The following is a 25554-nucleotide window of genomic DNA, read 5'->3' on the forward strand; positions in this document are numbered from 1 at the left end:
CATCGTCGTCTCCAGGTTGGGTGGTATTGCAACCTCAGTCTGGCCTCAGACTTGGTCGCTATCCACTCCCCATGGAATCTTCGCTGCGCTCGCAATGACAGAAAAACTCAACCCCATCCCGCGCTGATGCCGCCATCCACCGTATAGATGACGCCCGATGTATAGCCGGCGCGATCCGACGCCAGGAACGCCATGAGGTCGCCGATCTCGCGGGCATGCGCCGGCCTGCCGAGCGGCAGGCTCTTCTGGAATTCCTTGTAGCGGCTCTCGTCGCCGAACTGGTGCTTTGCCCGCGTCTTCAGCAGGGTGACGTGACGGTCGGTGCCGACCGGGCCGGGATTGATGCCGACCACGCGGATGTTGTCGGCGAGGCTCTTGCCCCCGAGCGCGCGGGTGAAGGCCATCAGCGCGGCATTGCCGGCGCTGCCGCAAATGTAGTTGGCGTCGAACTTCTCGCCGGCGGCGCCGATGTCGTTGACAATGACGCCGCCGCCCTTCGCCTTCATCTGCGCGTAAATCATGCGCGTGAGGTTGATGTAGCCGAACACTTTCAATTCCCAGGCGTGCCGCCAGGTCGCCTCGTCGATCTTGTCGATGGAGCCGCCGGGGATGTCGCCTGCATTGTTGACGAGCACGTCGATGTCGGCGGCCTCCTTCGCCAGCCGCGCCAAATCCTCAGTCTTGCGCAGATCGACAATGCTCGTCGCGGCATCGATCTGATGGGCGGAGCGCAGGCGCTCGGCCAGCGCCTTGAGCTGATCGCCATTGCGGGCGGCGAGGAGGAGATGGCAGCCTTCCTCGGCAAAGGCCTCGGCGGCGGCTGCGCCGATGCCCTTGGACGCACCCGTGATCAGGACGCGCTTGCCACGCAGATGCAGATCCATGGAAGTTACTCGCTCGGTGAGAACAGGATGAAATCAGTAGGCGGTTGGCCGCGCCATGGTCAACATTGCAGTGCAGCGTTGCACTGCCGCCGCGTTTGGTCCATTGCAGTGCGGTCAAAAAACGCGGCGGCTGCCGGACCAATCAAGGACGTTCTCGATGAGCAAGAAGCAATACCGGATCGCGGTCATTCCCGGTGACGGCATCGGCAAGGAAGTGATGCCGGAGGGTCTGCGCGTTCTGGAGACCGCAGCGAAGAAGCACGGGGTGTCTCTTCATTTCGATCATTTCGACTTCTCGTCCTGGGACTATTACGAGAAGCACGGCCAGATGATGCCGGACGATTGGAAGGACAAGATCGGCAAGCACGATGCCATTTACTTCGGTGCGGTCGGCTGGCCGGCCAAGATTCCGGATCACGTCTCGCTGTGGGGTTCACTGATCAAATTCCGCCGCGAGTTCGATCAGTATGTGAATTTGCGTCCGGTGCGGCTGATGCCGGGCGTGCCGTCGCCGCTGGCAAATCGCAAGCCGGGCGAGATCGATTTCTGGGTGGTGCGCGAGAATACCGAGGGCGAATATTCGTCCGTCGGCGGCCGCATGTTCCCGGACACCGACCGCGAGTTCGTGACCCAGCAGACGGTGATGACCCGCATCGGCGTCGATCGCATCCTGAAATTCGCCTTCGAGCTCGCGCAGTCGCGGCCGAAGAAGCACCTGACCTCGGCGACCAAGTCGAACGGCATCTCCATCACCATGCCCTATTGGGACGAGCGCGTGGAGGCGATGGCCAAGAAGTTTCCGGGCGTGAAGTGGGACAAGTACCACATCGACATTTTGACGGCGAACTTCGTGCTGCATCCGGACTGGTTCGACGTCGTGGTCGGCTCCAATTTGTTCGGCGACATCCTGTCCGATCTCGGCCCCGCCTGCACCGGCACCATCGGCATCGCGCCGTCAGGCAACATCAACCCCGAGGGCAATTTCCCGTCGGTGTTCGAGCCGGTGCACGGCTCGGCGCCAGATATCGCGGGCCAGGGAATTGCGAACCCGATCGGTGCGATCTGGTCGGGCGCGATGATGCTCGAGCATCTCGGCGAGAAGGAAGCCGGCAAGTCGATCGTCGATGCGATCGAGCGCACGCTGGCCGAGCGCACGCTCCGCACCAAGGACCTGGGCGGCAATGCTGACACCACGGCTTGCGGCAAGGCAGTCGCGGAGATGGTGGATTAGTTCGATCCGCTAACCGCGGGGTGGCCGTCCCGGCCTTCGCCGGGACGACATAGAGCTACCCCGCGATCTTTTCGATCGCCGCCTGATCCAGCCCAAACTTCTTCCCGGCTTCCAGAATCTCCTGCCAGGTGGTCGGATCAACCGGAATACCTTCCGCCAGACGCTTCTTCTTCGTCTCGCGCTCGGGCTCGCCGGCGATCTTCACCTTGTCGACGCCGGGGGCGGGCGGTGAGCCGGTATGCCAGGCGACGAAGCCCTCGACCTCGCGCGCCAGATTCTCGCCGGTGCCGAGCTTGCCCGGGTCGATGATGATCGAGAGCATGCCGTTGAGGACGTTGTGCTTGCCGTCGGACGGGCCCTTGACCACCTGCCCGCCGGAGAGCGCGCCGCCGAGGATTTCGCACACCAGCGCGAGCCCCGAACCCTTGTGCTCGCCGAACGGCAGGATGGCGCCGTGCGGCGGGATCACGGTGTAGCGCGGATTAGTGGTGGGCTTGCCTTCATTGTCAATGATGGTGCCGGGTTCGAGCTCGACGCCCTTGTTGTGGGCGACACGGGTCTTGCCCTGCGCGATCCTGCTGGTGGCGAAGTCGAGCACGATCGGCTCTTTGCCTCTGCGCGGGATGCCGACGCAGAAGGGGTTGGTGCCGTGGCGCGCATCGCTGCCGCCCCAGGGCGCCACGATCGGGCGCGAGATCACGTTGACGAAGTGAATCGATACCAGCCCGTGGCCGATGCACTGCTCGGCCCAGTGGCCGATGCGGCCGATGTGGTGCGAGTTCGACAGGCCGACGAGACACACGCCGTTGCGCTTGGCGCGCTCGGCCGCCAGCTCCATCGCTTCATGGCCGATCACCTGGCCGTAGCCGGTGAGGCCGTCGAGGGTGAGAAGCGGACCAGTGTCGAGCACGATCTTGACGTGCTGGTTCACGGCGAGGCCGCCCGTGGTGACGCTCTGGACGTAGCGCGGGATCATGCCGACGCCGTGCGAGTCATGTCCCCTGAGGTTGGCCTCGACGAGGTTCGTGGATACGAGCTCGGCCTCGCGGTCCGTGGAGCCGCCGGCCTTGACAATGGCGCGGACGACGTTGGTGAGCGGCTGTGCCTTGATGGTGCGATAGTCGGCCATTGTTGTTGCTCTTATCCTTTCACGATCCGGCGGCAGTGGACCCACGCCGCTTCGATCAGGTTCTCACTTGCTTCCGGCGTGCGGAAGGCCGAATGCGCCGACAGCGTCACGTTCGGAATCTTCGTCAGCGGATGATCGCCGGGCAGGGGTTCGATGTTGAAAACATCGAGGCCGGCATGGCGGATGTGGCCCGACTTCAGCCCGTCGATCATGGCGGTCTCGTCGACGACGGCGGCGCGGGCGGTGTTGATGAGGATGACGCCCGGCTTCATCTTCGCGATCTTCTCGCGGGTGATCATGCCGCGGGTCTCGTCGTTGAGCAGCAGATGCAGTGACACGACATCGGCTCGCGCCAGCAATTCGTCGAGATCGGTGAATTCGACGCCCGGATGGCTCTTGGGCGAGCGGTTCCAGGCAATCACCTTCATGCCGCTGCCCGAGGCAATGCGTGCGACCTCGGCGGCGATACCGCCGAAGCCGATCAGGCCGAGCGTCTTGCCGGTGAGCTGCATGCCATCCTCGCGCAGCCAGTTGCCGCCGCGCATCTCGCGATCCATCATCGCGATGCCTCGCGCCGAGGCCCACATCAGCGCGATCGCGGCTTCCGCGACCGCCGTATCGCCATAGCCCTTGATCAGATGCACGGAGATACCGAGCTCGGCGAGCTCTTCCGGATTCATGTAGCTGCGCGCACCGGTGCCGAGGAACACCACGTGCTTCAGCCCTGCGCACTTCTTCGCGACCTCGGTCGGCAGCGCGGTGTGATCGACGATCGCGATCTCGGCGCCGTCGAGGATCTCAGGATATTGCTCGGGCTTGATGTCGGGATCCCTGTGGATACGCACCTTGGGATCGCCCGGTTGCTCCAGCCGCTCCATGATCACGGCGAGAGCTTCATTGGCGTCGACGAAAACTCCGCGCATGGTTTTCTCCGGTCAGGACGCGACGCCGGCGATCGCCAGCACGGTGTGCATCAATACGTTGGTGCCGGCCGCGCAGTCGGGCTGCGTGGCGTCCTCCAGCTCGTTGTGGCTAATGCCGTCCTTGCAGGGCACGAACACCATCGCCGCCGGCATGACGGTATTGAGGTTGCAGGCGTCGTGGCCGGCGCCCGAGGTGATGCGGCGAGAGGAATAGCCGAGGGTCTTCGCTGCGTTCTCCACCGCTGCAATCAGCTTCGGATCGAAATGCGTCGGCGGCTTGCGCCAGACGAGGTCGATCTTGACCTCGACCTTGCGGCGCGTGGCGATCTCGGCAATGGCAGCGTGCAAATCGCGATCGAGCGCGTCCATGATCGCGCCATCGGCGCTGCGGCAATCCATGGTGAAGGCGATCTCGCCGGGAATGACATTGCGCGAGGGGTTTGCGATCACGGCCTCGCCGATGGTGCCGACAGCCTTCGGCCCGTGCTTGCTGGCGATGGCCTCCATTGCCAGCACGATCTCGGAGAGCGTGGCGAGTGCATCGCGCCGCAACGGCATCGGCGTCGATCCGGCATGGCTCTCGAAGCCGGTAATCTTGCCGTCGTACCAGAGCACACCCTGGCCGGAATCGACCACGCCGATGGTCTTGCTCTCAGCCTCAAGGATCGGACCCTGCTCGATGTGCAACTCGACGAAGCAGCCGAGCTTCTGAAAGCCGACCGGCTTGTCGCCGCGATAGCCGATGCCGTCGAGTGCCTGCCCGACAGTGACGCCTTCGACGTCCTTGCGCGACAGGATGTCATCAGTGGTGAAGTCGCCGACATAGGCTGCGGAGGCCATCATCGCGGGGGCGAAGCGCGAGCCTTCTTCATTGGTCCAATTGACGACGCAGATCGGCGCCTCGGTCTCGATGCCGGCGTCGTTCAGCGTACGGATCACTTCGAGCGCGCCGAGCGTTCCCAGAATGCCGTCATACTTGCCGCCGGTAGGCTGGGTGTCGAGATGCGAGCCGATGCCGACGGGCAGCTTCGACATGTCGCGGCCCTTGCGCAGGCCGAACTGCGAGCCGAGCGCATCGGTGTGCACCTCTAGGCCGGCGTCCTCGCAGGCCTTGCGGAACCAGTCGCGCACCTGCTTGTCCTCCGCGCTCAGCGTCAGCCGCCGCACGCCGCCCTTGGCCGTCGCGCCGAACTGCGCGGTCTCGTGGATGGAGCCCCAGAGGCGGGCGGAATCGATTTGCAAATTGGTGGCGGCTCGGCTCATGCGGTCAGTCTCTCATTTGTCCGGCGCCTGTTTCAATGACGCGCCGGCGCGGGCGCGTCAACTGCGAGGCTGCTCTGCGCAATCTGACATGCAAGCTCTGCGACGCGCTCCACCGCCACGACGTCGGGCGAGGCGAGCCAGCTCGCGGTGAATGTCAGTGGCGCGATTTCGAGATCGGTGTCGAGCAGTTGCAGCCGCCCGTCTGCCAGCTCGCTCTCGACGATGGCGTCGGGAATCACAGCGATGCCGAGGCCCTCGACCGCCATGTGGATGACGGTCGCGAGCGAGGCGGAGGCGTGCAGCCGGATCGGCGGCAGCTCCGGCCGGTCGAACACTTCGCGCACGACCTCATAAGGCCGCGTCTTGCGCGGAAAGGTGATGATCGGAAACCGCGCCAGCTCAGCCCGCGTTACCGGTCCATGGCCGAGGCCGAGCGAGGGGCTGGCGAGAAAGCCGATCGGATAGTCGGCGAGGACGCGATTGTGCACCCCGGAGGCCGAGAGCGGACCGACGACGAAGGCAAGCTCGATCTCTTGCGCAAGCAGGCGCGCGGTGAGGTTCGGCGTGATGTCGACCTCGATCTCCAGCGAGAGGTTCGGATAGACCCCGTTCATGCTCTTCACGAGGCGGGGCAGCCAGGTGTGCACGATGGTTTCGGCAACGCCGAGACGCATCACACCGCGCATCGCCGAGCGGTCGCCGACCTCGGCCAACATCTGGGCGCGCAGGCCGATCAGTTTTTCCGCATACACCATCATCTGCCGGCCGCTCGGCGTCGGCGAAGCCACGCGATGATCGCGGTTGAGGAGCTTCACGCCCATCTCGCGCTCGAGCTGAGCGATTCGCTGGGAGATCGCCGGCTGGGTCGTGTTGAGCCTTGCTGCGGCACCACGGAAGCTGCCGAGCTTCACAACCCAGAGGAACGTCTCGATCGACCTGAAGTCCAGCACTGGAAGGATTTTCCCGATCGATAAACAAAATTTATCGAGAATGATTAGAAACGACGATTAGACTTTATAGCACGCTTGGTGTTGGCTTGTCTTTGTCGAGTTTATAGGCAGGTCGATCACATGACTGTTTTGGTGGCAGTGCAGCAAACTGAAACGCCCGACATGCTTCCGAGCCGCAAGGCGCGGCTTGCCTACCGCGAGGGTCTGGTCGCCTCGACCGCCGGCGTGGCTCCCGGCTTCGTCCAGGGCAATCTGGCGATCCTGCCGGCGGAATATGCCAGCGCCTTTCACCGCTTCTGCCAGCTCAATCCCAAGCCGTGCCCGATCATCGGGATGTCCGAGGTCGGCAGTCCGCACACCCCGGCGCTCGGAGCCGATCTCGATATCCGCACCGACGTGCCGCGCTATCGCGTCTGGCGCGACGGCGAGGTGGTCGACGAGCCGACCGATGTGAAGAAGCATTGGCGCGACGATCTCGTGACCTTCGTGCTCGGCTGCTCGTTCTCGTTCGAAGAGGCGCTGCTCGACGAGGGCATGCCGATCCGCCACATCGAGCACAATGTGCGCGTGCCGATGTATCGCACCAACATCGCCTGCGGCGCCTCCGGTCCTTTCGCCGGTCCCATGGTGGTTTCGATGCGTCCGTTCAAACCGGCGGACGCGATCCGCGCGGTGCAGATCACCTCGCGCTATCCAGCCGTGCACGGCGCGCCCGTGCATCTCGGCCATCCGCATCTGATCGGTATCAAGGACATCGCCAAGCCCGATTACGGCGATCCGGTGCCGGTTGCCGACGATGAGATCCCGGTGTTCTGGGCCTGCGGCGTGACGCCGCAATCGGTCATCAACGCCGCGAAGGTGCCGTTCGCGATCACGCATTCGCCCGGCCTGATGCTGGTGACGGATATCAAGAACAGGACCATGGCCGTGATTTAGTGGGCAGCGTTTGCTGCTTCTTCGGGCTTTACCGCATCCATCAATCGTTTCATTCGATCAGTCGAAATTCAGTAACAGGGGACTTTGCCATGACGATCACTCGCCGCGACGTATTGTTGGGAGCTACCGCTGCAGCCGCGCTGGTGCCGCTGGCAGCGCGCGCGCAGACTTCCGAGGTCGTGATCGGCGTGATCTATCCGTTCTCGGGCGGCAGCGCGCAGCAGGGCGTCGACGCGCAGAAGGCCTATGAGACCGCGCTCGAGGTCATCAACAAGGACACCGATTTCGACTTGCCGCTGGCGAAGGGCGAGGGCCTGCCGGGTCTCGGCGGCGCAAAGGTCCGCCTCGTGTTTGCCGATCACCAGGCCGATCCGCAGAAGGGGCGCGCCGAAGCCGAGCGCCTGATCACGCAGGTGAAGGTCTCCGCCATCATCGGCACCTATCAGAGCGCGGTCGCCGTCACCGTCAGCCAGATCTGCGAGCGCTACCAGATCCCGTTCGTCTCCGCCGACAACTCCTCGCCCAGCCTGCATCGCCGTGGCCTGAAATATTACTTCCGCGCCGCGCCGCACGACGAGATGTATTCGGCCGCGATGTTCGACTTCTTCGATGCCTTGAAAAAGAAGGGCACCAAGATCGAGACGCTGTCGCTGTTCCACGAGGACACCATCTTCGGCACCGATTCCGGCAACGCCCAGGCCAAGATCGCCGGCGAGCGCGGCTACAAGATCGTCACCGACATCAAGTATCGCGCCAACTCGCCCTCGCTCTCGGCCGAGGTGCAGCAGCTCAAGAGCGCCAACGCCGACGTGCTGATGCCGTCGAGCTACACCACCGACGGCATCCTGCTGGTCAAGACCATGGCCGAGCTCGGCTACAAGCCGAATGCGATCGTGGCCCAGGACGCCGGCTTCTCGGAGAAGGCGCTCTATGATGCCGTCGGCGACAAGCTCGAAGGCGTGATCTCGCGCGGCACCTTCTCGCTGGACCTGGCGCAGAAGCGCCCGATGGTCGGCAAGATCAACGAGATGTTCAAGACGCGGTCGGGCAAGGATTTCAACGATCTCACCTCGCGCCAGTTCATGGGCCTGATCATCCTCGCCGACGCCATCAGCCGTGCCAAGTCGACGGACGGCGAGAAGATCCGCGACGCGCTGGCCGCCACCGACATCCCGGGCGAGCAGACCATCATGCCCTGGAAGCGCGTCAAGTTCGACGAGATGGGCCAGAACAACGATGCCGACCCGGTGCTGCTGCAATATGTCGGCGGCAAGTTCGTCACCATCTTCCCGCCGCAGGCCGCGATCGCTGAAGCGATCTGGCCGATGAAGTAAGATTTAGGAAAGCGGGAGCTCAGACGGTAGCTCCCGCCCTCATCCCTGCGCAACGGCGAAGCCGTTGTCGCTGGAGGAGCGGGCGCAGCCCGCGTCTCGAAGGACGAGGGCGGGCCCATCCTTCGAGACGCGCGCAGCGCGCTCCTCAGGATGAGGGCGTAATTCGGGGGACGGACTTTTGACAGCCCAAACCATTATCCAGAGTCTCGCGAGCGGCCTTCTCATGGGTCTGCTCTACGGACTGATCGCCGTCGGCCTCGCGCTGATCTTCGGCCTGATGGACGTCGTGAACTTCGCCCATGGCGAGTTCCTGATGATCGCGATGTATGTGAGCTTCTTCCTGTTCACGTTCTTCGCGATCGACCCCCTGCTGTCGGCGCCGCTGGTGGCTGCCGCGCTGTTCGTGTTCGGAGCTGTGGTCTATCTATTGGTCGTGCGCTTTGCCATGCGGGCCAAGGCCAATGCCGGCATGGTGCAGATCTTCTCGACCTTCGGCCTCGCCATCGTGATGCGCGGCCTCGCGCAGTTCTTTTTCACGCCGGACTATCGCAGCGTTCCGCATTCCTGGCTCGGCGGCAAGACGATCTCAATCGCCGGCATCTTCCTGCCCGAGCCGCAGCTGATGGGCGCGCTGGTCTCGATCCTGGCCTTTGCCGGGCTCTACTTCTTCATCCATCGCACCGATTTCGGCCGCGCGCTGGAAGCTACCCGTGAAGATCCCGGCGCGGTGGCCCTGGTCGGCATCGACAAGAACCGCGTGTTCGCGCTTGGCTGGGGACTTGGTGCCGCGCTGGTCGGCCTCGCCGGAGCGATCATGGCAAGCTTCTTCTATATCTATCCCGACGTCGGCGCGTCCTTTGCGCTGATCGCTTATGTCACGGTGGCGCTCGGCGGCTTCGGCAGCGTGTTCGGCGCTTTCGCCGGCGGCATCATCGTCGGCCTCGTTGAAGCGACCACCGCGCTGGTGCTGCCGCCGTCGCTGAAATCGGTCGGCATCTACGCAGTCTACCTGCTGGTCGTCTTCATCCGGCCGCGCGGCCTGTTCGGGTCGATGTGATGGACAAGAATTTTGCCGTGCGGCGCCGCCGCGACCTCATCATCGCCGCGGTGCTGGCCGGGCTCGCAGCGCTCGCCCCGCTGTTCATCAAGGACGTCTACGTCCAGAACATCCTGATCCTGACCTTGATGTATGCGGCGCTGTCGCAGAGCTGGAACATTCTTTCCGGCTACTGCGGGCAGATTTCGCTGGGACACGCGCTTTATTTCGGGATCGGCGCCTACACCACCGAGCTCCTGTTCACCAAGTTCGGCGTGCTGCCCTGGTTCGGCATGCTCGCCGGCGGCGTGATTGCCGCCCTCATTGCGATGGGGCTCGGCTATCCCTTCTTCCGCCTGCGCGGCCATTACTTCGTGATCGCGACCATCGTCATCGCCGAGATCGGGCTGCTGCTGTTCCAGAACTGGGAATGGGCGGGGGCGGCGATGGGAATCACCATTCAGGTGCGCGGCGACAGCTGGCTGAAATTCCAGTTCATGCGCAGCAAGCTGCCGTACTTCTATTTCGCGCTGGTGCTGTGCAGCCTCGCGTGGTTCGTCACCTGGTGGCTGGAAGACTCCAAATGGGGCTTTTGGTGGCGCGCGGTGAAGGACAATCCGGAAGCGGCCGAGAGCCTCGGGGTCGTCGTGTTCAACTCCAAGATGGGCGCGGCCGCCGTCTCCGCTTTCCTCGTTGCCATCGGCGGCGCCTTCTATGCGCAGTTTCTCGCCTATATCGATCCTGAGAGCGTCATGGGCTTCCAGTTCTCGCTGCTGATGGCGCTGCCGGCAGTGCTTGGTGGCATCGGTACTCTCTGGGGCCCGGTGCTTGGCGCGGCCATCCTGATCCCGATGACGGAGCTGACGCGCTCCTATATCGGCGGCTCCGGGCGCGGCGTCGATCTGATCGTCTATGGCGGGCTGATCGTGGCGATCTCGCTGGCTCTGCCGCAGGGGCTGGTCAGTCTGTTCTCCCGTTCTAAAGCGAAGGGAGCCTCGCGATGACCGCGCTCCTTGAAACCCGCGGCGTCTGGCAACGTTTTGGCGGCCTCGTCGCCAACAGCGACGTCTCGATTTCGGTCGGCCGCGGCGAGATCGTGGGCCTGATCGGCCCCAACGGTGCCGGCAAGTCGACGCTGTTCAATCTGATCGCCGGCGTGTTGCCGCCGACTCAAGGCTCGATCTGGTTCGACGGCGAGGACGTCACCAAGATGCCCGCGGCCGAGCGCTGTCAGCGCGGCGTCGGGCGCACGTTCCAGGTGGTCAGGAGCTTTGAGACCATGACTGTCATCGACAACGTCATCGTCGGTGCTCTCGTGCGTAACACCGTGATGCGCGTGGCGCGCCGCAAGGCGTATGAGGTGCTGGAGTTCACCGGCCTTGCCGCGCGTGCCGACGTGCTGGCGAGCGACCTCGTGCCGGCCGAGAAGCGCCGTCTCGAAGTCGCCCGTGCGCTGGCGACCGAACCGAAGCTGCTGCTGCTCGACGAAGTCCTCACCGGCCTCACGCCGACCGAGGCGCAGACCGGTGTCGCCCTGGTGCGCAAGGTGCGCGATGCCGGCATCACCGTGCTGATGGTCGAGCATGTCATGGAGATCGTGATGCCGCTGGTCGATCGCGCCATCGTGCTCGACCTCGGCAAGGTGCTGGTCGAGGGCAAGCCCACCGAGGTCGTCCGCGATCCCAAGGTGATCAGCGCTTATCTGGGAGATCGTCATGCTGTCGGTGCGTGAAGTCACGACCGCCTATCAGGGCCTGGTCGCGATCTCCGCGATCTCGATCGAAGTCCAGAAGGGCGAGATCGTCTGCGTCGCGGGCGCCAACGGCGCGGGCAAGTCGACGCTGCTGAAATCCATCGCCGGCGCCGAGCGCCCGCGCTCGGGCACCGTGACGTTTGACGGCAAGCGGCTCGACGGCATGGCGCAGCACCACATCACGGCCACCGGCATCGCCTACGTGCCGGAGAACCGCCGCCTGTTTCCGCGCCTCTCCGTGCGCGACAATCTGCGCCTCGGCAGTTATCTCTATCGTGGCGAGGCCGATCGTGAGAGTCCGCTCGATCTCGTCTTCAAGCTGTTCCCGCGCCTGTCCGAACGCCTCGAGCAGCGCGCCGAGACGCTCTCCGGCGGCGAGCAGCAAATGCTCGCGATCGGCCGCGCGTTGATGACGCGCCCGCGGCTGCTGATGCTGGACGAGCCTTCACAGGGCATCATGCCGAAGCTGGTCGACGAAATCTTCCAGGCCGTGAAGCGCATCCGCGACGCCGGCATGACCGTGCTAATCGTCGAGCAGCGCATGGCGGAGTGCCTTGAGATCGCCGACCGCGCCTACATCCTGCAAACCGGCCGCGTGCTGATGCAGGGCGCAGCAAGCGAGATCAGAGGCAATCCGGATGTGCGCAAGGCATATCTGGGGCTGTAACTAGACTGCCACCACAATCTCTACCGTCATTCTGAGGTGCGCGCCCTTCGCGCGCCTCGAAGGATGCGCCGCGAACGCCTCTAGCCCATCCTTCGAGGCTTCACCTTGCGATGCATTGCATCACAAGGCTCGCGCCTCAGGATGACGGCGGAGTATGCGGTGAGCGCCCGTGCTCATGCCCATGCTCCGGCAGCTTCACCCCGAACACTTTCACCAGATCCTCCACCTGCTCCGGCGACAGATAGCGCGGGTTCATCCCGCGCAGCAGCAGATACAGCTTCGCCGTCTCCTCCAGCTCCTCCGTTGCGAACACCGCGGCCTCCAGCGTGTCGCCTGATACCACCGGGCCGTGATTGGCGAGCAGCACGGATGAATATTCCCCCGCCAGCCCCTTGATGGCATCCGCGACCTCGGGATCGCCAGGGCGGTAATAGGGCACGAGCGCGGTGGCGCCGCATTTCATCAGATAATAGGCCGTCATCGGCGGCAGCACGGCACGCGGGTCGATCTCGGGGAGCATCGACAGCGCGACGGAGTGGGTAGAATGCAGATGCACGATTGCCCTTGCGCTCCCGCGCGTGGCGTAGAGCGCAGTGTGCAGCGGAACTTCCTTGGTCGGCGCATCGCCCGAAACCAGCCGGCCCTGCTCGTCCAGCCGCGACAGTTTTGCGGGATCGAGAAAGCCGAGCGAGGCGTTGGTCGGCGTCACCAGCCAGCCGCCGCCGTCCAGCCTGATGCTGATATTGCCGGAGGAGCCGGGCGTCAGCCCGCGCTCGAACAGGGACCGTCCGAAGCGGCAAATGTCTTCGCGCAGCCTTGTCTCGTTGCTCATGGCCGTCATGTCCGTTTGTCTCACGCTTTGGCAGCGCGGCCAAGCCGTGTTATTCGGTTGCCAAGCTGCCGCAAGGGCGGCCGTCCGGGAAACGTTCGCAAGGATGAGTTGCATGTCCGCCTCCACGTCACAGAATCAGCGCATCGCCGTCGTCGGGCTCGGCTCGATGGGGTTTGGCATGGCGACCTCGCTAAAACGCGCCGGACATATTGTCACCGGCTGCGACGTCTCGGCCGATGCGGTGGCGCGTTTCGTGACGGACGGCGGCGCAGGCGCCAAGACGCCGGCCGAAGCTGCCAAGGACGCCGATATCGTCGTCAGTGTCGTCGTCAATGCCGCGCAGACCGAGACCATCCTGTTCGGCAAGGACGGCGTCGCCGAAGCCATGCCCGTGGACAGCGTCTTCCTGTCGTCCGCGACCATGGATCCCGACGTGGCGCGGCGCCTTGCCAAGCAGTTGGAGGCGACCGGCCGGCACTATCTGGATGCGCCGATCTCCGGCGGGGCGCAGCGCGCCGCGCAAGGCGAGCTGACGATTCTCGCCTCCGGCAGTCCGGCTGCGTTTGAGAAAGCGCGGCCTGCGCTCGATGCCATGGCCGCAAAGCTCTACGAGCTTGGCGATGCCGCAGGCCAAGGCGCCGCCTTCAAGATGATCAACCAGTTGCTCGCCGGCGTGCATATCGCCGCCGCCAGCGAGGCGATCGCGTTCGCGGCCAAGCAGGGGCTCGACATCCGCAAGGTTTATGAGGTGATCACGGCGTCCGCCGGGAATTCATGGATGTTCGAGAACCGCATGCCGCACGTGCTCGACGGCGATTACACGCCGCGCAGTGCGGTCGAGATCTTCGTCAAGGACCTCGGCATCATCCAGGACATGGCGCGCAGCGCCAGATTCCCGGTGCCGGTCTCCGCTGCCGCGCTCCAGATGTTCTTGATGACGGCAGCCGCCGGCATGGGCCGCGACGACGACGCGTCGGTGGCGCGGATGTATGCAAAGGTCACCGGCGTCAAGCTCCCCGGCGACAAGTAGACAAGAGGACTCCAATGCCCCGTTTTGCCGCCAATCTCTCGATGATGTTCACCGAGGTGCCGTTCCTCGACCGCTTCGATGTCGCAGCCCAAGCCGGCTTCACCGCCGTCGAGTTTCTCTTTCCCTACGAGCATCCGGCCGAAGCGGTCGGCGAGCGGCTCAAGCGCAATGGCCTGACGCAGGCGCTGTTCAACCTGCCGCCGGGCGACTGGAATGCCGGCGAGAAGGGTTTTGCCGCACTCCCCTCGCGCTTCGCCGAGCTCAAGCAAAGCCTGGAGACCGCGCTGCCTTACGCCAAGGCGACCGGCGTCAAGCGGCTGCATTTGATGGCCGGCATCGCCAACCGTGGCGAGCGCGTCGCCATCGAGGCGTTCTACAAATCGGTGGCGTGGGCCGCCGAGTTCTTTGCGCCGCACGGCATCGACATCGTGCTCGAGCCGATCAATGCGCGCAATGTGCCCGGCTACTTCCTCAATGATTTCGGTTTCGCGCGGGACCTGATCGACGAGTTGAGGATTTCGAACCTGAAGCTCCAGTTCGATATCTATCACTGCCAGATCATCCATGGCGACGTCACGATGCGGCTGCGCGAGATGATGCCGATCATCGGCCACGTCCAGATCGCCAGCATCCCCTCGCGCAACGAGCCTGACGGCGAGGAGCTGAACTATCCGTTCCTGTTCACCGAACTCGACCGGCTCGGCTACACCGGCTTCGTCGGCTGTGAATATAATCCGCGCGGCAAGACCACGGACGGTCTTGCCTGGTTCCAGCCCTATGCCGGAGTGAAGCCGTGACACTTGCACTGGGCTGCATCGCCGACGACTACACCGGCGCCTCCGATCTCGCCAACACGCTGACACGCGCGGGCCTGCGCACCGTCCAGACCATCGGCGTTCCCGCGGACGATCTCGCGCTGCCCGAGGTGGACGCCGTCGTGGTGTCCTTGAAGAGCCGCTCGATCGAAGCCGGTCTTGCCGTATCGCGCTCGCGCGCGGCCGAGACATGGCTGCGCAGCCGCGGCGCGAGTCATGTGCTGTTCAAGATCTGCTCTACTTTCGATTCCACGGATGCCGGCAATATCGGCCCGGTGATGGACGCGCTGCGCGCCGATGGCGGCGAGTCGGTGGTGCTGGTGACGCCGGCGTTTCCGGAAACCGGCCGCACCGTTTACCAGGGCAATCTGTTCGTCGGCGCCGTGCCGCTGAACGAGAGCCCGCTGAAGGACCATCCGCTCAACCCGATGCACGATTCCAACCTGGTGCGCGTTCTGGCGCGTCAGAGCGGGACGCAGATCGGCCTCGTCGACCTCGCCACGGTCACCCGCGGCGCAGATGCCGTGCGGGCGCGGCTGGCCGAGCTCGCCGGCAAGGGCGTTGGCGCGGCGATCATCGACGCCGTCTTCGACCGCGACCTCGAGGCCATCGGCCTCGTCGCTGCCGAACACCGGCTGTCGGTCGGTGCCTCCGGCATCGGCCTTGGCCTGGCGCGCGCGCTGGTCTCGACAGGCAAGGTCAAATCGGCAGCGGCCAGCAGCGGCGCCGGCGCCACGGTCGGCGGATCCGCGGCCTGCCTTGCCGGAAGCTGCTCGCAGGCGACGCTTCAGCAGATCGCGAATGCCGAGCGTGTCATGCCGGTGTTACATCTCGATCCGGACCGTATTACTACGGGCGAGGACGAGGCGCAGCGTGCGCTGGCCTGGGCGAAGCCGCGACTCGCCGACGGTCCGGTCCTGATTGCATCGAGCTCGACGCCGGACCAGGTCGCAGCGCTCCAGGCGCGCCACGGCCGCGACGCGGCCGGTCACGCCATCGAGCAGGCCATGGCCGATATCGCCGAGGGGCTGGTGCATGCCGGCGTCAAGCGCCTGGTCGTTGCCGGCGGGGAGACATCGGGCGCCGTGGTCGACCGGCTAAAGATTCCTGGATTTCTCGTCGGAGTAGAGATCGCGGCGGGCGTCCCGGTGCTGCGCGCGGTCGGTGCTGAAAAAGGCGACATGTTGCTTGCTTTGAAGTCCGGAAATTTCGGCGGCGCGGCGTTTTTCACGGACGCGCTTGGGCTCATGCGCTGAGCGCAGGGCATTTTTAGCGTCATGTTCACTTGTTTCGGGCTTCCGTACTCGTACGGAGTCGTAATTAACGTCTGCTCAGGTGCTCTGGTGTTGGATGTCGGTGCTGCTCCCTTTGGTTGATTCGTAGAACTTCCGGACGCCCCGCCGCGCCAGCACAAAGAGACCCGATTATGCTCGCCACCATTTCCATCCGCGCCAAGATCATCAGTGTCGTGGCGCTCCTGCTGGTCGCAATGACCGGCATGGGTCTGCTCGCCGTCATGAAGATGCGGTCGATGAACGCCAATACGGTCGACATCACCACGAGCTGGCTGCCGAGCGTGCGGGTGCTCGGCGATCTGCGCGCCGGCGTGATCACCTACCGCAACGTGATCCGCGAGCACATGCTGTCGGAGACTCTCGAAGAGAAGCTCGCGTCGGAGAAGACGCTTGCGACGGTGGTCGAGGCCAACACCAAGTTCCGTCAGGTCTACGAGCCCATGATTACCTCGCCTGAAGAGCGGGCGATGTACAGCGAGTGGTCCAAGCTGTGGGACGAGTACAAGAAGGGCACCCAGGAAGTCATGGCGCTCTCACGCAAGGAGGCCGGCAAGGTCCCGCACGAGGCGCATGAGCTGAACACCAAGACCGTCAACAAGATTGGACTGCAAGCCGATGAGGTCTTGCGCAAGGACATCGAGCTCAACACCAAGGGCGGCGACCAGGCCGCCCAGGATGCCGCCAACAGCTATTCCTTTGCTTTCATGCTGGTCTCGATCATTCTAGGCGCTGCGGTCGTCATCGGCACCGGCGTCGGCTTCTATCTCGTCCATGACGTATCGAGCGGCATCAACTCGATCACCGAGCCGATGCAGGCGCTTGGCAAGGGCGAGCTTTCCGCCGAAGTCCCGCATCGCGGCGAGAAGACGGAAATCGGTGCCATGGCCGACGTGCTCCAGATATTCAAGGAAGCGTTGATCGCCAAGAAGTCCGCCGACGAGGCCGCGGCCGCCGATGCCGAAGCCAAGATCGAGCGCGGCCGCCGCGTCGACAACGTCACCCGCGAATTCGAAACCATGATCGGCGAGATCGTGCAGACCGTGTCGTCGGCCTCGACCCAGCTCGAAGCCTCGGCCTCGACGCTGACCTCGACCGCCGACCGCTCGCAGCGGCTGGCGACCACGGTTGCCGCCGCTTCGGAAGAAGCCTCGACCAACGTGCAGTCGGTGGCCTCGGCGACCGAGGAGATGGCTTCATCGGTGGGCGAGATCAGCCGTCAGGTGCAGGAATCGGCGCGGATGGCGGGCGATGCCGTCGGCCAGGCCCGCGCCACCACCGAGCGCGTCAGCGAGCTCTCAAAGGCTGCCTCGCGCATTGGCGACGTCGTCGAGCTGATCAACACCATCGCCGGCCAGACCAACCTTCTGGCGCTGAACGCGACCATCGAAGCCGCCCGTGCCGGCGAAGCCGGCCGCGGCTTCGCCGTGGTGGCCTCCGAGGTGAAGGCGCTCGCAGAACAGACCGCGAAGGCGACCGGCGAGATCGGCCAGCAGATCGCCGGCATCCAGGCGGCGACCAACGACTCGGTCGGCGCCATCAAGGAGATCTCCTCGACCATCGAGCGTTTGTCGGAGATCTCCTCGGCGATTGCGGCCGCGGTGGAAGAGCAGGGCGCTGCGACCCAGGAAATCGCCCGCAACGTCCAGCAGGCCGCCCAGGGCACCCAGCAGGTTTCGTCCAACATCACCGACGTGCAGCGCGGCGCGACCGAAACCGGCTCGGCGTCCTCGCAGGTGCTGTCGGCAGCGCAGATGCTGTCCAACGACTCGGGCCGGCTCAAGACCGAGGTCAGCAAGTTCCTGACCAACGTTCGCGCGGCGTAGGCCGGGCAGGCACGGAATTCCTGAAAGCGGCGTCTTCGGGCGCCGCTTTTTTACGCGCAGGAAAGCGGCTTCTGTCGCCTTTCGGGCGCGAGCTGCATATCTGGAATGCTGTTTCGCAGTGCAATAGCGCGGAATTGACCGCACGTGACGCAGCGTCGTTGGCCATTTGGGCGGTCTTCAGGTAAATCAGCCATGGAACCCGCGGGGGCGGTGTTTCCTGTCCCTGATTTGGAATTGCCTGGCGAATGATTGCTCTGGTTCGTATTGCCCTGAGCCGGCCCTACACGTTTGTCGTGCTCGCGCTCCTGCTTCTGATCATCGGCCCGCTGGCGGCGCTGCGGACGCCGACCGACATCTTTCCGGACATCCGCATCCCCGTGATCGGCGTGGTCTGGCAGTACACCGGCCTGCCGCCCGACCAGATGTCCGGCCGCATCACGACGCCATTCCAGCGCGCGCTGACCACGACGGTCAACGACATCGAGCACATCACCGCCAACTCCTACAACGGCTTTGGCATCATCAAGATCTTCTTTCAGCCGAACGTCGATATCCGCACTGCCAACGCGCAGGTCACGGCGATCTCGCAGACGCTGATCAAGCAGATGCCGCCGGGCGCGACGCCGCCCTTGATCCTGAACTACTCCGCCTCGACCGTGCCGATCATCCAGGTGGCGCTGTCGGGTGACGGCCTCACCGAGCAGAACCTTGCCGATATCGGCATCAACCAGCTCCGCACCCCGCTGGTCACAGTGCCCGGCGCAGCGATCCCCTATCCGTTCGGCGGCAAGCAGCGCCAGGTCCAGATCGACCTCGACCCGACCGCGCTCCAGGCTCGCGGTCTCTCCGGCCAGGACGTCGCCAACGCACTTGCAGCCCAGAACCTGATCACGCCGGTCGGAACGCAGAAGATCGGCCAGTTCGAGTACATCATCCAGCTCAACAACTCGCCGCTGAAAATCGACGAGCTCGGCAATCTGCCGATCCGGACCGTCAACGGTGCGATGGTGTATGTGCGCGACGTCGCGACCGTGCGTGACGGCAACCCGCCGCAGACCAACATCGTCCATGTCGACGGCAACCGCTCAGTGCTGATGATGGTGCTGAAGGCGGGCGCGACCTCGACGCTCGACATCATCGCGGGCATCAAGCAGAAGGTGATCGACGTCAAGGATCAGCTGCCGGACGCGCTCAAGATCGGCTTCATCGGTGATCAATCGGTGTTCGTCCGCGGCGCCATCGAAGGCGTCGCGTTCGAAGGCGTGATCGCGGCGCTGCTCACCAGCGTCATGATCCTGCTGTTCCTCGGCAGCTGGCGCTCGACCGTCATCATCGCGGTCTCGATCCCGCTCTCCGTTCTCGGCGCCATCATCATGCTGTCGGCGATCGGCGAGACGCTGAACATCATGACGCTCGGCGGCCTGGCGCTCGCGGTCGGCATCCTCGTCGACGACGCCACCGTGACCATCGAGAACATCAATTATCATCTGGAGCAGGGCAAGCCCGTCGAGCAGTCGATCCTCGACGGCGCCAACCAGATCGTGACGCCGGCCTTCGTCTCGCTGCTCTGCATCTGCATCGTGTTCGTGCCGATGTTCTTCCTCACCGGCGTGGCGCGCTTCCTGTTCGTGCCGATGGCGGAAGCGGTGATGTTCGCGATGATCTGGTCGTTCCTGCTGTCGCGCACGCTCGTGCCGACCATGGCCAATTATCTGTTGCAGCCACATGTGCATCACGAGGGCGCGCCGCCGAAGTCGCGCAATCCGCTGGTGTGGTTGCAGCGCGGCTTCGAGGCTCGCTTCGAACGCATTCGCAGCGGCTACCACAATTTCCTCGGGCTCGCGCTGGCACATCGCCCGGTGTTCGTGATCGGCTTCCTCTGCGTGGTCGGCGCGTCCTTCGCGCTGGTGCCGTTCCTCGGGCGCAATTTCTTCCCTGCGGTCGATGCCGGCAACATCCTGATGCACGTCCGCACCCAGGTCGGCACCCGAGTCGAGGAGACCGCCAACCAGCTCGCCGACGTGCAGAAGGCGATCCGCAAGCTGATCCCGAGCGAGATCGAAACGCTGACCGACAACATCGGCATGCCAATCTCCGGCATCAACATGACCTACAACAATACCGGCGTGATCGGCCCGCAGGACGGCGACATCCAGATCAAGCTGAAAGAGGGCCACAAGCCGACCGAGGAGCATGTCCGCGTGCTGCGTGAGCAATTGCCGCGGCTGTTCCCCGGGGTCAGCTTCGCCTTCCTGCCCGCCGACATCGTCAGCCAGATTCTGAACTTCGGTGCGCCGGCGCCAATCGACCTCCAGATCCGCGGCGCCAATCTCAGCGCCAACTTTGCCTACGCAAACACGCTCCTGGCCAGGGTGCGGCGGATTCCCGGCGTCGCGGATGCGCGCATCCAGCAGTCGCCGAACAATCCGACCTTCAACATCGATGTTGATCGCACCCGCGCGCAATATGTCGGCCTGACCGAGCGCGACGTCACCAATAGTCTCGTGGTCAACCTTGCCGGCTCCTCGCAGGTGGCGCCGACCTACTACCTCAATCCGGATAACGGCGTGTCCTATTCGATCGTGATGCAGACGCCGCAATACCAGATGGATTCGCTTAGCGCGCTGCAGACGTTGCCGATCACGGCCGCCGGCAATTCGCAGTCGCCGATCCTGGGCGGCATCGCCGACATCAAGCGCTCGGCGTCAAGCGCCGTGGTCTCGCAATACGACATCCAGTCGATGGTGCAGATCTTCGCCACGACCTCGGGTCGTGATCTCGGTGCGGTTGCCGTCGACATCCGGCAGGCGATCGCCGACACCGCAAAGGAGGTGCCGAAAGGCTCTTCCGTGGTGCTGCTCGGCCAGGTGCAGACCATGAACAGCGCCTTCACCGGCCTCTTGTTCGGCCTGCTCGGGGCGGTCGTGCTGATCTACTTCCTGATCGTCGTGAACTTCCAGTCCTGGTCCGATCCCTTCGTGATCATCACGGCGCTGCCGGCCGCGCTCGCCGGCATCGTCTGGATGCTGTTCGCGACCGAAACGACGCTGTCGGTGCCGGCGCTGACCGGCGCCATCATGTGCATGGGCGTCGCCACCGCCAACAGCGTGCTCGTGATCTCATTCGCCCGCGAGCGCTACGAGGAGCTTGGCGATCCCATCGCAGCCGCGCTCGAAGCCGGCGTCGTCCGGTTCCGCCCGGTGCTGATGACTGCACTCGCCATGATCATCGGCATGGCGCCGATGGCCCTGGGGCTGGGCGAGGGCGGCGAGCAGAATGCGCCGCTCGGCCGCGCCGTGATCGGCGGCCTGATCTTTGCGACCTTCGCCACCCTGATGTTTGTTCCCGTGGTGTTCAGTATGGTACACAAGAAGCAAGGCGCCAAAGCCGCCGCCTCCCTGGAGACCCCGCATGTCGCCCACTGAACCCCGCTCCCCGGTATCGCACCGGAAACTGGGCATTTTTGGCGTGGTGGCGCTGATTGCGGCAGGCCTCGTGGTCGGCACCGGCATTCGCGCGCGCGAGGAGCAGGGCTCCAAGCTGAAGGAGTGGACCGACGAACAGGCCGTTCCCAGCGTCGCGGTGACGCTACCCAACGCCAAGGCCCTCCACGCCAGCCTCGATCTGCCGGGCCGGTTGGAAGCCTATTCCCGCGCACCGATTTTCGCGCGCGTATCGGGTTACCTGAAGAGCTGGAGCGCCGACATCGGCGCGCGCGTCAAGGCCGGTCAGGTGATCGCCGAGATCGAGGCACCCGACCTCGATCAGCAGCTCTTGCAGGCCCGCGCCGACCTCGCCAGCCAACAGGCCAGCGCCAGGCTGTCGGAGGCGACGCTCAACCGCCGCAAGACGCTGGTCGCATCCAACTTCGTCTCGGCGCAGGAAATCGACGAGCGCACCGCCGATCTCTCCAACAAGAACGCCGCCGTGCATTCGGGGCAGGCCAACGTCGAGCGGCTCGAGGCGCTCGCAGGCTACAAGAAGATCACCGTGCCATTCGACGGCGTCGTCACCGCGCGCGATACCGACGTCGGAGCGCTGATCAACGCGGGCGGCGGCTCGGGTCCGGCGATGTTCGTGGTTTCCGACATCACCAAGCTGCGCGTCTACGTCAACGTTCCCCAAAATTACGTGCCCGCGATCAAGATGGGCGCCAAGGCCGGCATCGTGCTGCCGGAGTATCCGAACCGGACCTTCCAGGCGACGGTGGAGGCTTCTTCGCAAGCCGTCGACGTCGCCTCCGGCACGACGCGCATGCAGCTTGGTCTCGACAATTCCTCGGGCGAGCTGATGCCCGGCGGTTACGCCAGCGTCAAGCTCAGCCTGCAGCGCGACTCCGCGCCGCTCAGCATTCCCGCCAGCGCGCTGATCTTCAACAGCAGCGGCCTGCGCGTCGCGACTGTCGGTGTCGACGACAAGGTCCTGTTCAAGCCCGTGACCATCGCGCGCGACCTCGGCCGCGAGATCGAGCTCGCCTCAGGAATTGCAGCGGATGACCGCGTCATCACCGCACCGCCGGACGGACTTTCCGACGGCGACCTGGTCCGCGTGACCGGCGCCGGCGCCAAGGGCAAGCCGGCGACGGCGTCGGAGAAGCAGGCGCCGAAGGGGTAGCTTCGATTTCGTGGGGTGCGCACGGCGCAAGAGCGCCTTTGCCTACCCTACGAGAGTTACGCCACCCTCCACTCCGGCACGCCATCCGCGGCGGCCATCGTGATCTCGCCCAGCGAACCCACCGGCGTTCGATCCATGTCGAGCAGATGCGCCAGCTTGGCGCCGTCGCCCGCCGGTATCCGCGCCAGCGTGCGCCGGTCATCTTCCGTCCGCAGCATCACCACGCCGTGCTCGACATCGCCGCCGCGGCCATAGAGCACCGTGAAGCTCTCGACCTTGCCCCTGCCTGTGACGTCCGTGACGAACTCCGGCACCGCGCGCTTGTTGCTGTCGGCCTCCGCCTGCACGCTGGTCTCCTGTGCCAATGCCTCGCGCGGCGGCACCTTCGACACCACCAGCGCATGGTGCTTGGTGACGAAGCCGCCCTGGCCGTAGAGCAGGCCGAGTTTTGCGCCGTTGCGCACACGCCGCACCATCGCGCAGGCTGCATGCGTCATGTAGGTGTTGAGCGGCGCGCCGAAGAAGGTGAGGCCGCCGGTCACGGTCGGCTGTACGTCGGGGCCTAAACCCAGCGTCCGCCGCGCCATCTTGGGCACGCACGGGAAGCAGCTGTACAGTTCGATCGCGTCGAACTTCTTGCCGTCGCCGCCGACGAGGTCCATCGCGGCTTTCAGCACCGCATTCTGCGGATGGCTCTCGTAAAACTGGTCGCGCAGGAGATAGTCGCGCGGTTCTTCCGCAGAGGCGCCGCCGAGCGGGTAGACCAGCTTGTCTTCGGCAATGCCGGCCGCGCGAGCCCTGGCGAGGCTGGTGAGCAGCAGCGCACCGCCCATGTTGACGCTGGGGTTGGCAACCATGAGCTTGTTGTAGGGCCACGCGATGAGACGATTGTCCGCCGTCGGCGTCGTGATCTCGTCCGGCGCGTAGCGCCGCTTGAGCCAGGCGTTGGGATTTTGCGCCGCGGCCTCGGAATAGCGCGACCATAGCGTGCCGGACTCTGCCATGGCTTCGCGCGGCGTCTGGCCCCAATGCGCGGAGGAGGCGGTCTCATAGAACGGGTATACGGTGACGGGGCGGAACACACCGAGCTTCACGGCCAACGGCTTCTGGAACGCCGCGCCGCGCTTCGGCTCCTCGACGTCATGGGCGAACGGCGTCCAGGGCAGCTTGGCCCCGGCGCGCTCGGCCTTGGTCGCGGTCGACTGCGCCTCCGCGCCGCAGACCGCGGCCACCGTGCATTCGCCGCGCGCGATGCGCTTTGCTGCCTCGTGGACGTAGCGGATCGGGCTTTCGCCGCCGACCGGGCCGTAATAGCAATGCGCCGGCGTGATGCCGAGTTGTTTCGCCAGCAGCTGCTCCGGATCGCGATAACGCCAGCTCAGGAAGTTGACGACGTCGAGCGATTGCACCTCGCCGAGCAGTTTGGCGCCGGCGTCCTGTTCGGCACGTCGCAGCGCCTGTTCGAGCAGATCAAGCGGCTCGAGGCCGTCGGTGATCTCCTTGGGGCGATCGACGATCTCGCCGATGCCGACGATGACGGGGATGCGGTTTGGGGGGATAGAGGAGTTCGTCATTTCTGTTTGCTTCACGTTTCAGATCTTGGGCACGCCGTCGTCCTTCGAGGCCTTCGCTGCGCTACGGCACCTCAGGATGACGGCTACAGATACCGCGTCATCCTGAGGTGCGAGCCGAGCGGCGCGTGCGCCGCCGGGCGAGCCTCGAAGGATGGGCCGCGGGCAATCACTCCGCCACCAGCGCATTCATGTGCTCGACGGCTTCGGCAAACTCTTCCTTGAACTCCTGCACCACGGCGCCTGCGGATTTCACGCTGTCGATCAGGCCGACGCCCTGGCCGACGAAATAGCTGACGAGATCCCGCGCCCTCGCGTTGCCGCTCGCCGCGGCGCGGTCGATCGAGTTGAAGGCGTCGCGGCTGACGATGCTTTGTAGCGGCATCGGCAATGCGCCGGGGCTCTCGGGTGCGCGATCCCAGGCGTCGGTCCAGACCGAGCGGAGTTGTCGGGCCGGCTTTCCCGTACGCCCTTTCGAGCGGATCGCATCGCGCGATGATGCGGCGATCATCTTCTCACGAAAGATTTCCGTGGTCTCGGCCTCGACGGTGGCAAGCCACACCGAGCCGGTCCAGGCGCCGGCCGCACCCATGGCCATGCAGGCCGCCATCTGCCGTCCGGTCATGATGCCGCCGGCGGCCAGCACCGGCACGTCGCGGATCGGCTTGATCGTCTTGATCACCTCCGGCACCAGCACCATGGTGGAGACCTCGCCGCAATGGCCGCCCGCTTCGGTGCCCTGGACCACGAGGATATCGACGCCGGCCGCGACCTGTCGTAGCGCATGCTCCTTGGCGCCGACCAGAGCGGCAACCGGCACGCCGTGCTTCCTGCCCATCTCGATCATGGCCTTCGGCGGCACGCCCAGGGCATTGGCGATCAGGCGAATCGGGTGGTTGAACGAGACCTCCAGCAGCTCCAACGCGGTCCTGGCATCGAATGGCTGCGGCTGGTCGTCAGCCACCTCAGTGGTCGTGAGTTCGATGCCGTATTTCTTCAGGAGATCGCGCGTGTAGTTGCGATGCTCCTGCGGCACGCGTGCTTCAAGGCTCTTCCAGGTGACGTCCTTCTCACCCGCGGTCGAAATGTTTTCCGGGATCAGCACGTCGACACCGTAAGGCTTGCCCTCAACGTGGTCGTCGATCCATTTCAGCTCGCGTTCGAGGGTATCAGGCGTGTGCACGGTCGCACCTAACACGCCAAAGCCGCCGGCGCGGCTGACGGCGGCGACGACATCGCGGCAATGGCTGAAGGCGAGCAGCGGGAACTCGATGCCCAGCATATCGCAGATCGGCGATTTCATCGTTCCCTCCCGGCGGCCTCGCGTTGCTGTTGTTGCATTCTGCAGCGAAGACCACTCGACGCTAGCCCATCGTCGTCCGCGATGCCACGCCGGATTCGGCCACGCATCTTGCGCGCAGGCGCCGCGCGGCAGACGAGCCATTCCGCTGTACAAAATAAGCAGATC

The 25554-nt window shown here is 64.8% G+C and carries 21 protein-coding genes; 13 read left to right on the forward strand and 8 right to left on the reverse strand.

Translation table 11 applies throughout. The annotated features are described in order from the left end of the window. Positions 1 to 107 precede the first annotated feature (107 nt). Positions 108 to 884, reverse strand: coding sequence for an SDR family oxidoreductase (locus ABIB06_RS35365; protein WP_247441456.1), 777 nt, complete (start codon positions 882 to 884; stop codon positions 108 to 110). Positions 885 to 1041: 157 nt separating this feature from the next. Here ABIB06_RS35365 and ABIB06_RS35370 point away from each other — a divergent pair, with 157 nt between their 5' ends. Then, positions 1042 to 2115, forward strand: coding sequence for a tartrate dehydrogenase (locus ABIB06_RS35370; protein WP_247441458.1), 1074 nt, complete (start codon positions 1042 to 1044; stop codon positions 2113 to 2115). 55 nt (positions 2116 to 2170) lie between these two features. On the opposite strand, the gene ABIB06_RS35375 is transcribed toward ABIB06_RS35370, so the two are convergent. Genes ABIB06_RS35375 through ABIB06_RS35390 form a run of 4 tightly spaced genes read right to left on the reverse strand, consistent with a single transcriptional unit; the run spans position 2171 to position 6380 of the window. Beyond that, a complete protein-coding gene (locus ABIB06_RS35375) occupies positions 2171 to 3244 on the reverse strand; it encodes a malate/lactate/ureidoglycolate dehydrogenase (RefSeq protein WP_354053028.1) in 1074 nt (357 codons plus the stop codon). A gap of 11 nt (positions 3245 to 3255) precedes the next feature. Beyond that, on the reverse strand, positions 3256 to 4167 hold the full coding sequence (locus ABIB06_RS35380) for an NAD(P)-dependent oxidoreductase (RefSeq protein WP_354053029.1): 912 nt from the start codon (positions 4165 to 4167) through the stop codon (positions 3256 to 3258). Positions 4168 to 4179: 12 nt separating this feature from the next. Continuing rightward, a complete protein-coding gene (locus tag ABIB06_RS35385) occupies positions 4180 to 5430 on the reverse strand; it encodes a Zn-dependent hydrolase (protein WP_247441464.1) in 1251 nt (416 codons plus the stop codon). Between the two features lie 32 nt (positions 5431 to 5462). Further along, positions 5463 to 6380 (reverse strand): LysR family transcriptional regulator, encoded by a 918-nt coding sequence (locus ABIB06_RS35390; protein ID WP_354053030.1) that lies wholly within the window; start codon positions 6378 to 6380, stop codon positions 5463 to 5465. A 120-nt stretch (positions 6381 to 6500) separates the two neighbouring features. Between ABIB06_RS35390 and ABIB06_RS35395 the strand changes: the two genes are divergently transcribed. The 6 genes from ABIB06_RS35395 to ABIB06_RS35420 all read left to right on the forward strand — a co-directional run bounded on the left by ABIB06_RS35395 (position 6501) and on the right by ABIB06_RS35420 (position 12106). Further along, complete coding sequence (locus ABIB06_RS35395) at positions 6501 to 7316, forward strand: putative hydro-lyase (RefSeq protein ID WP_354053031.1); 816 nt, start codon at positions 6501 to 6503, stop codon at positions 7314 to 7316. An 89-nt stretch (positions 7317 to 7405) separates the two neighbouring features. Next, positions 7406 to 8650: an ABC transporter substrate-binding protein gene (locus tag ABIB06_RS35400; RefSeq protein WP_354053032.1), complete on the forward strand. Its 1245-nt coding sequence runs from the start codon at positions 7406 to 7408 to the stop codon at positions 8648 to 8650. 178 nt (positions 8651 to 8828) lie between these two features. Continuing rightward, positions 8829 to 9707: a branched-chain amino acid ABC transporter permease gene (locus ABIB06_RS35405; protein WP_456679083.1), complete on the forward strand. Its 879-nt coding sequence runs from the start codon at positions 8829 to 8831 to the stop codon at positions 9705 to 9707. Continuing rightward, a complete protein-coding gene (locus tag ABIB06_RS35410; protein ID WP_354053033.1) occupies positions 9707 to 10690 on the forward strand; it encodes a branched-chain amino acid ABC transporter permease in 984 nt (327 codons plus the stop codon). Before ABIB06_RS35405 ends, ABIB06_RS35410 begins: the two co-directional genes overlap by 1 nt. Then, on the forward strand, positions 10687 to 11418 hold the full coding sequence (locus ABIB06_RS35415) for an ABC transporter ATP-binding protein (RefSeq protein ID WP_354053034.1): 732 nt from the start codon (positions 10687 to 10689) through the stop codon (positions 11416 to 11418). Before ABIB06_RS35410 ends, ABIB06_RS35415 begins: the two co-directional genes overlap by 4 nt. Then, positions 11402 to 12106: an ABC transporter ATP-binding protein gene (locus ABIB06_RS35420; protein ID WP_247349760.1), complete on the forward strand. Its 705-nt coding sequence runs from the start codon at positions 11402 to 11404 to the stop codon at positions 12104 to 12106. Before ABIB06_RS35415 ends, ABIB06_RS35420 begins: the two co-directional genes overlap by 17 nt. Positions 12107 to 12242: 136 nt before the next feature. Here ABIB06_RS35420 and otnC read toward each other — a convergent pair whose 3' ends face one another. Then, complete coding sequence (otnC, locus tag ABIB06_RS35425; protein ID WP_354053035.1) at positions 12243 to 12947, reverse strand: 3-oxo-tetronate 4-phosphate decarboxylase; 705 nt, start codon at positions 12945 to 12947, stop codon at positions 12243 to 12245. On the opposite strand from otnC, the gene ltnD reads away from it, so the two are divergent. The 6 genes from ltnD (at position 12946) to ABIB06_RS35455 (ending at position 22515) form a co-directional block, all read left to right on the forward strand. Continuing rightward, positions 12946 to 13968 (forward strand): L-threonate dehydrogenase, encoded by a 1023-nt coding sequence (gene ltnD, locus ABIB06_RS35430; protein WP_502917772.1) that lies wholly within the window; start codon positions 12946 to 12948, stop codon positions 13966 to 13968. The genes otnC and ltnD overlap by 2 nt on opposite strands. A 14-nt stretch (positions 13969 to 13982) precedes the next feature. Then, positions 13983 to 14765: a 2-oxo-tetronate isomerase gene (gene otnI, locus ABIB06_RS35435; protein WP_247349763.1), complete on the forward strand. Its 783-nt coding sequence runs from the start codon at positions 13983 to 13985 to the stop codon at positions 14763 to 14765. Further along, positions 14762 to 16039, forward strand: coding sequence for a 3-oxo-tetronate kinase (otnK, locus tag ABIB06_RS35440; protein WP_247441482.1), 1278 nt, complete (start codon positions 14762 to 14764; stop codon positions 16037 to 16039). The genes otnI and otnK overlap by 4 nt, the downstream gene beginning before the upstream one ends. 170 nt (positions 16040 to 16209) lie before the next feature. Beyond that, positions 16210 to 17901 (forward strand): methyl-accepting chemotaxis protein, encoded by a 1692-nt coding sequence (locus ABIB06_RS35445; protein WP_247441484.1) that lies wholly within the window; start codon positions 16210 to 16212, stop codon positions 17899 to 17901. 245 nt (positions 17902 to 18146) lie between these two features. Continuing rightward, a complete protein-coding gene (locus tag ABIB06_RS35450; RefSeq protein WP_354053037.1) occupies positions 18147 to 21326 on the forward strand; it encodes an efflux RND transporter permease subunit in 3180 nt (1059 codons plus the stop codon). Then, on the forward strand, positions 21313 to 22515 hold the full coding sequence (locus tag ABIB06_RS35455; RefSeq protein ID WP_354070085.1) for an efflux RND transporter periplasmic adaptor subunit: 1203 nt from the start codon (positions 21313 to 21315) through the stop codon (positions 22513 to 22515). Before ABIB06_RS35450 ends, ABIB06_RS35455 begins: the two co-directional genes overlap by 14 nt. A 56-nt stretch (positions 22516 to 22571) precedes the next feature. Here ABIB06_RS35455 and ABIB06_RS35460 read toward each other — a convergent pair whose 3' ends face one another. Then, a complete protein-coding gene (locus tag ABIB06_RS35460) occupies positions 22572 to 24089 on the reverse strand; it encodes an acetyl-CoA acetyltransferase (RefSeq protein ID WP_354053039.1) in 1518 nt (505 codons plus the stop codon). 166 nt (positions 24090 to 24255) lie between these two features. Next, entirely contained in the window at positions 24256 to 25389 is a 1134-nt protein-coding gene (locus ABIB06_RS35465; RefSeq protein ID WP_354053040.1) for a nitronate monooxygenase, read from the reverse strand. Positions 25390 to 25554 lie beyond the last annotated feature (165 nt).

Origin of the sequence: Bradyrhizobium sp. LB8.2, assembly GCF_040548035.1 — a bacterium.
In the GTDB taxonomy this organism is placed as follows: domain Bacteria; phylum Pseudomonadota; class Alphaproteobacteria; order Rhizobiales; family Xanthobacteraceae; genus Bradyrhizobium.

Coding starts and splice junctions, on each gene's coding strand:
- otnC (WP_354053035.1), bottom strand. CDS start 12,947: ATGACGGCCATGAGCAACGAGACAAGGCTGCGCGAAGACATTTGCCGC.
- ABIB06_RS35400 (WP_354053032.1), top strand. CDS start 7,406: ATGACGATCACTCGCCGCGACGTATTGTTGGGAGCTACCGCTGCAGCC.
- ABIB06_RS35420 (WP_247349760.1), top strand. CDS start 11,402: ATGCTGTCGGTGCGTGAAGTCACGACCGCCTATCAGGGCCTGGTCGCG.
- ltnD (WP_502917772.1), top strand. CDS start 12,946: ATGTCCGTTTGTCTCACGCTTTGGCAGCGCGGCCAAGCCGTGTTATTC.
- ABIB06_RS35460 (WP_354053039.1), bottom strand. CDS start 24,089: ATGACGAACTCCTCTATCCCCCCAAACCGCATCCCCGTCATCGTCGGC.
- ABIB06_RS35465 (WP_354053040.1), bottom strand. CDS start 25,389: ATGAAATCGCCGATCTGCGATATGCTGGGCATCGAGTTCCCGCTGCTC.
- ABIB06_RS35415 (WP_354053034.1), top strand. CDS start 10,687: ATGACCGCGCTCCTTGAAACCCGCGGCGTCTGGCAACGTTTTGGCGGC.
- ABIB06_RS35395 (WP_354053031.1), top strand. CDS start 6,501: ATGACTGTTTTGGTGGCAGTGCAGCAAACTGAAACGCCCGACATGCTT.
- ABIB06_RS35370 (WP_247441458.1), top strand. CDS start 1,042: ATGAGCAAGAAGCAATACCGGATCGCGGTCATTCCCGGTGACGGCATC.
- ABIB06_RS35445 (WP_247441484.1), top strand. CDS start 16,210: ATGCTCGCCACCATTTCCATCCGCGCCAAGATCATCAGTGTCGTGGCG.
- ABIB06_RS35365 (WP_247441456.1), bottom strand. CDS start 884: ATGGATCTGCATCTGCGTGGCAAGCGCGTCCTGATCACGGGTGCGTCC.
- ABIB06_RS35450 (WP_354053037.1), top strand. CDS start 18,147: ATGATTGCTCTGGTTCGTATTGCCCTGAGCCGGCCCTACACGTTTGTC.
- ABIB06_RS35455 (WP_354070085.1), top strand. CDS start 21,313: ATGTCGCCCACTGAACCCCGCTCCCCGGTATCGCACCGGAAACTGGGC.
- ABIB06_RS35380 (WP_354053029.1), bottom strand. CDS start 4,167: ATGCGCGGAGTTTTCGTCGACGCCAATGAAGCTCTCGCCGTGATCATG.
- ABIB06_RS35410 (WP_354053033.1), top strand. CDS start 9,707: ATGGACAAGAATTTTGCCGTGCGGCGCCGCCGCGACCTCATCATCGCC.
- ABIB06_RS35385 (WP_247441464.1), bottom strand. CDS start 5,430: ATGAGCCGAGCCGCCACCAATTTGCAAATCGATTCCGCCCGCCTCTGG.
- ABIB06_RS35375 (WP_354053028.1), bottom strand. CDS start 3,244: ATGGCCGACTATCGCACCATCAAGGCACAGCCGCTCACCAACGTCGTC.
- otnI (WP_247349763.1), top strand. CDS start 13,983: ATGCCCCGTTTTGCCGCCAATCTCTCGATGATGTTCACCGAGGTGCCG.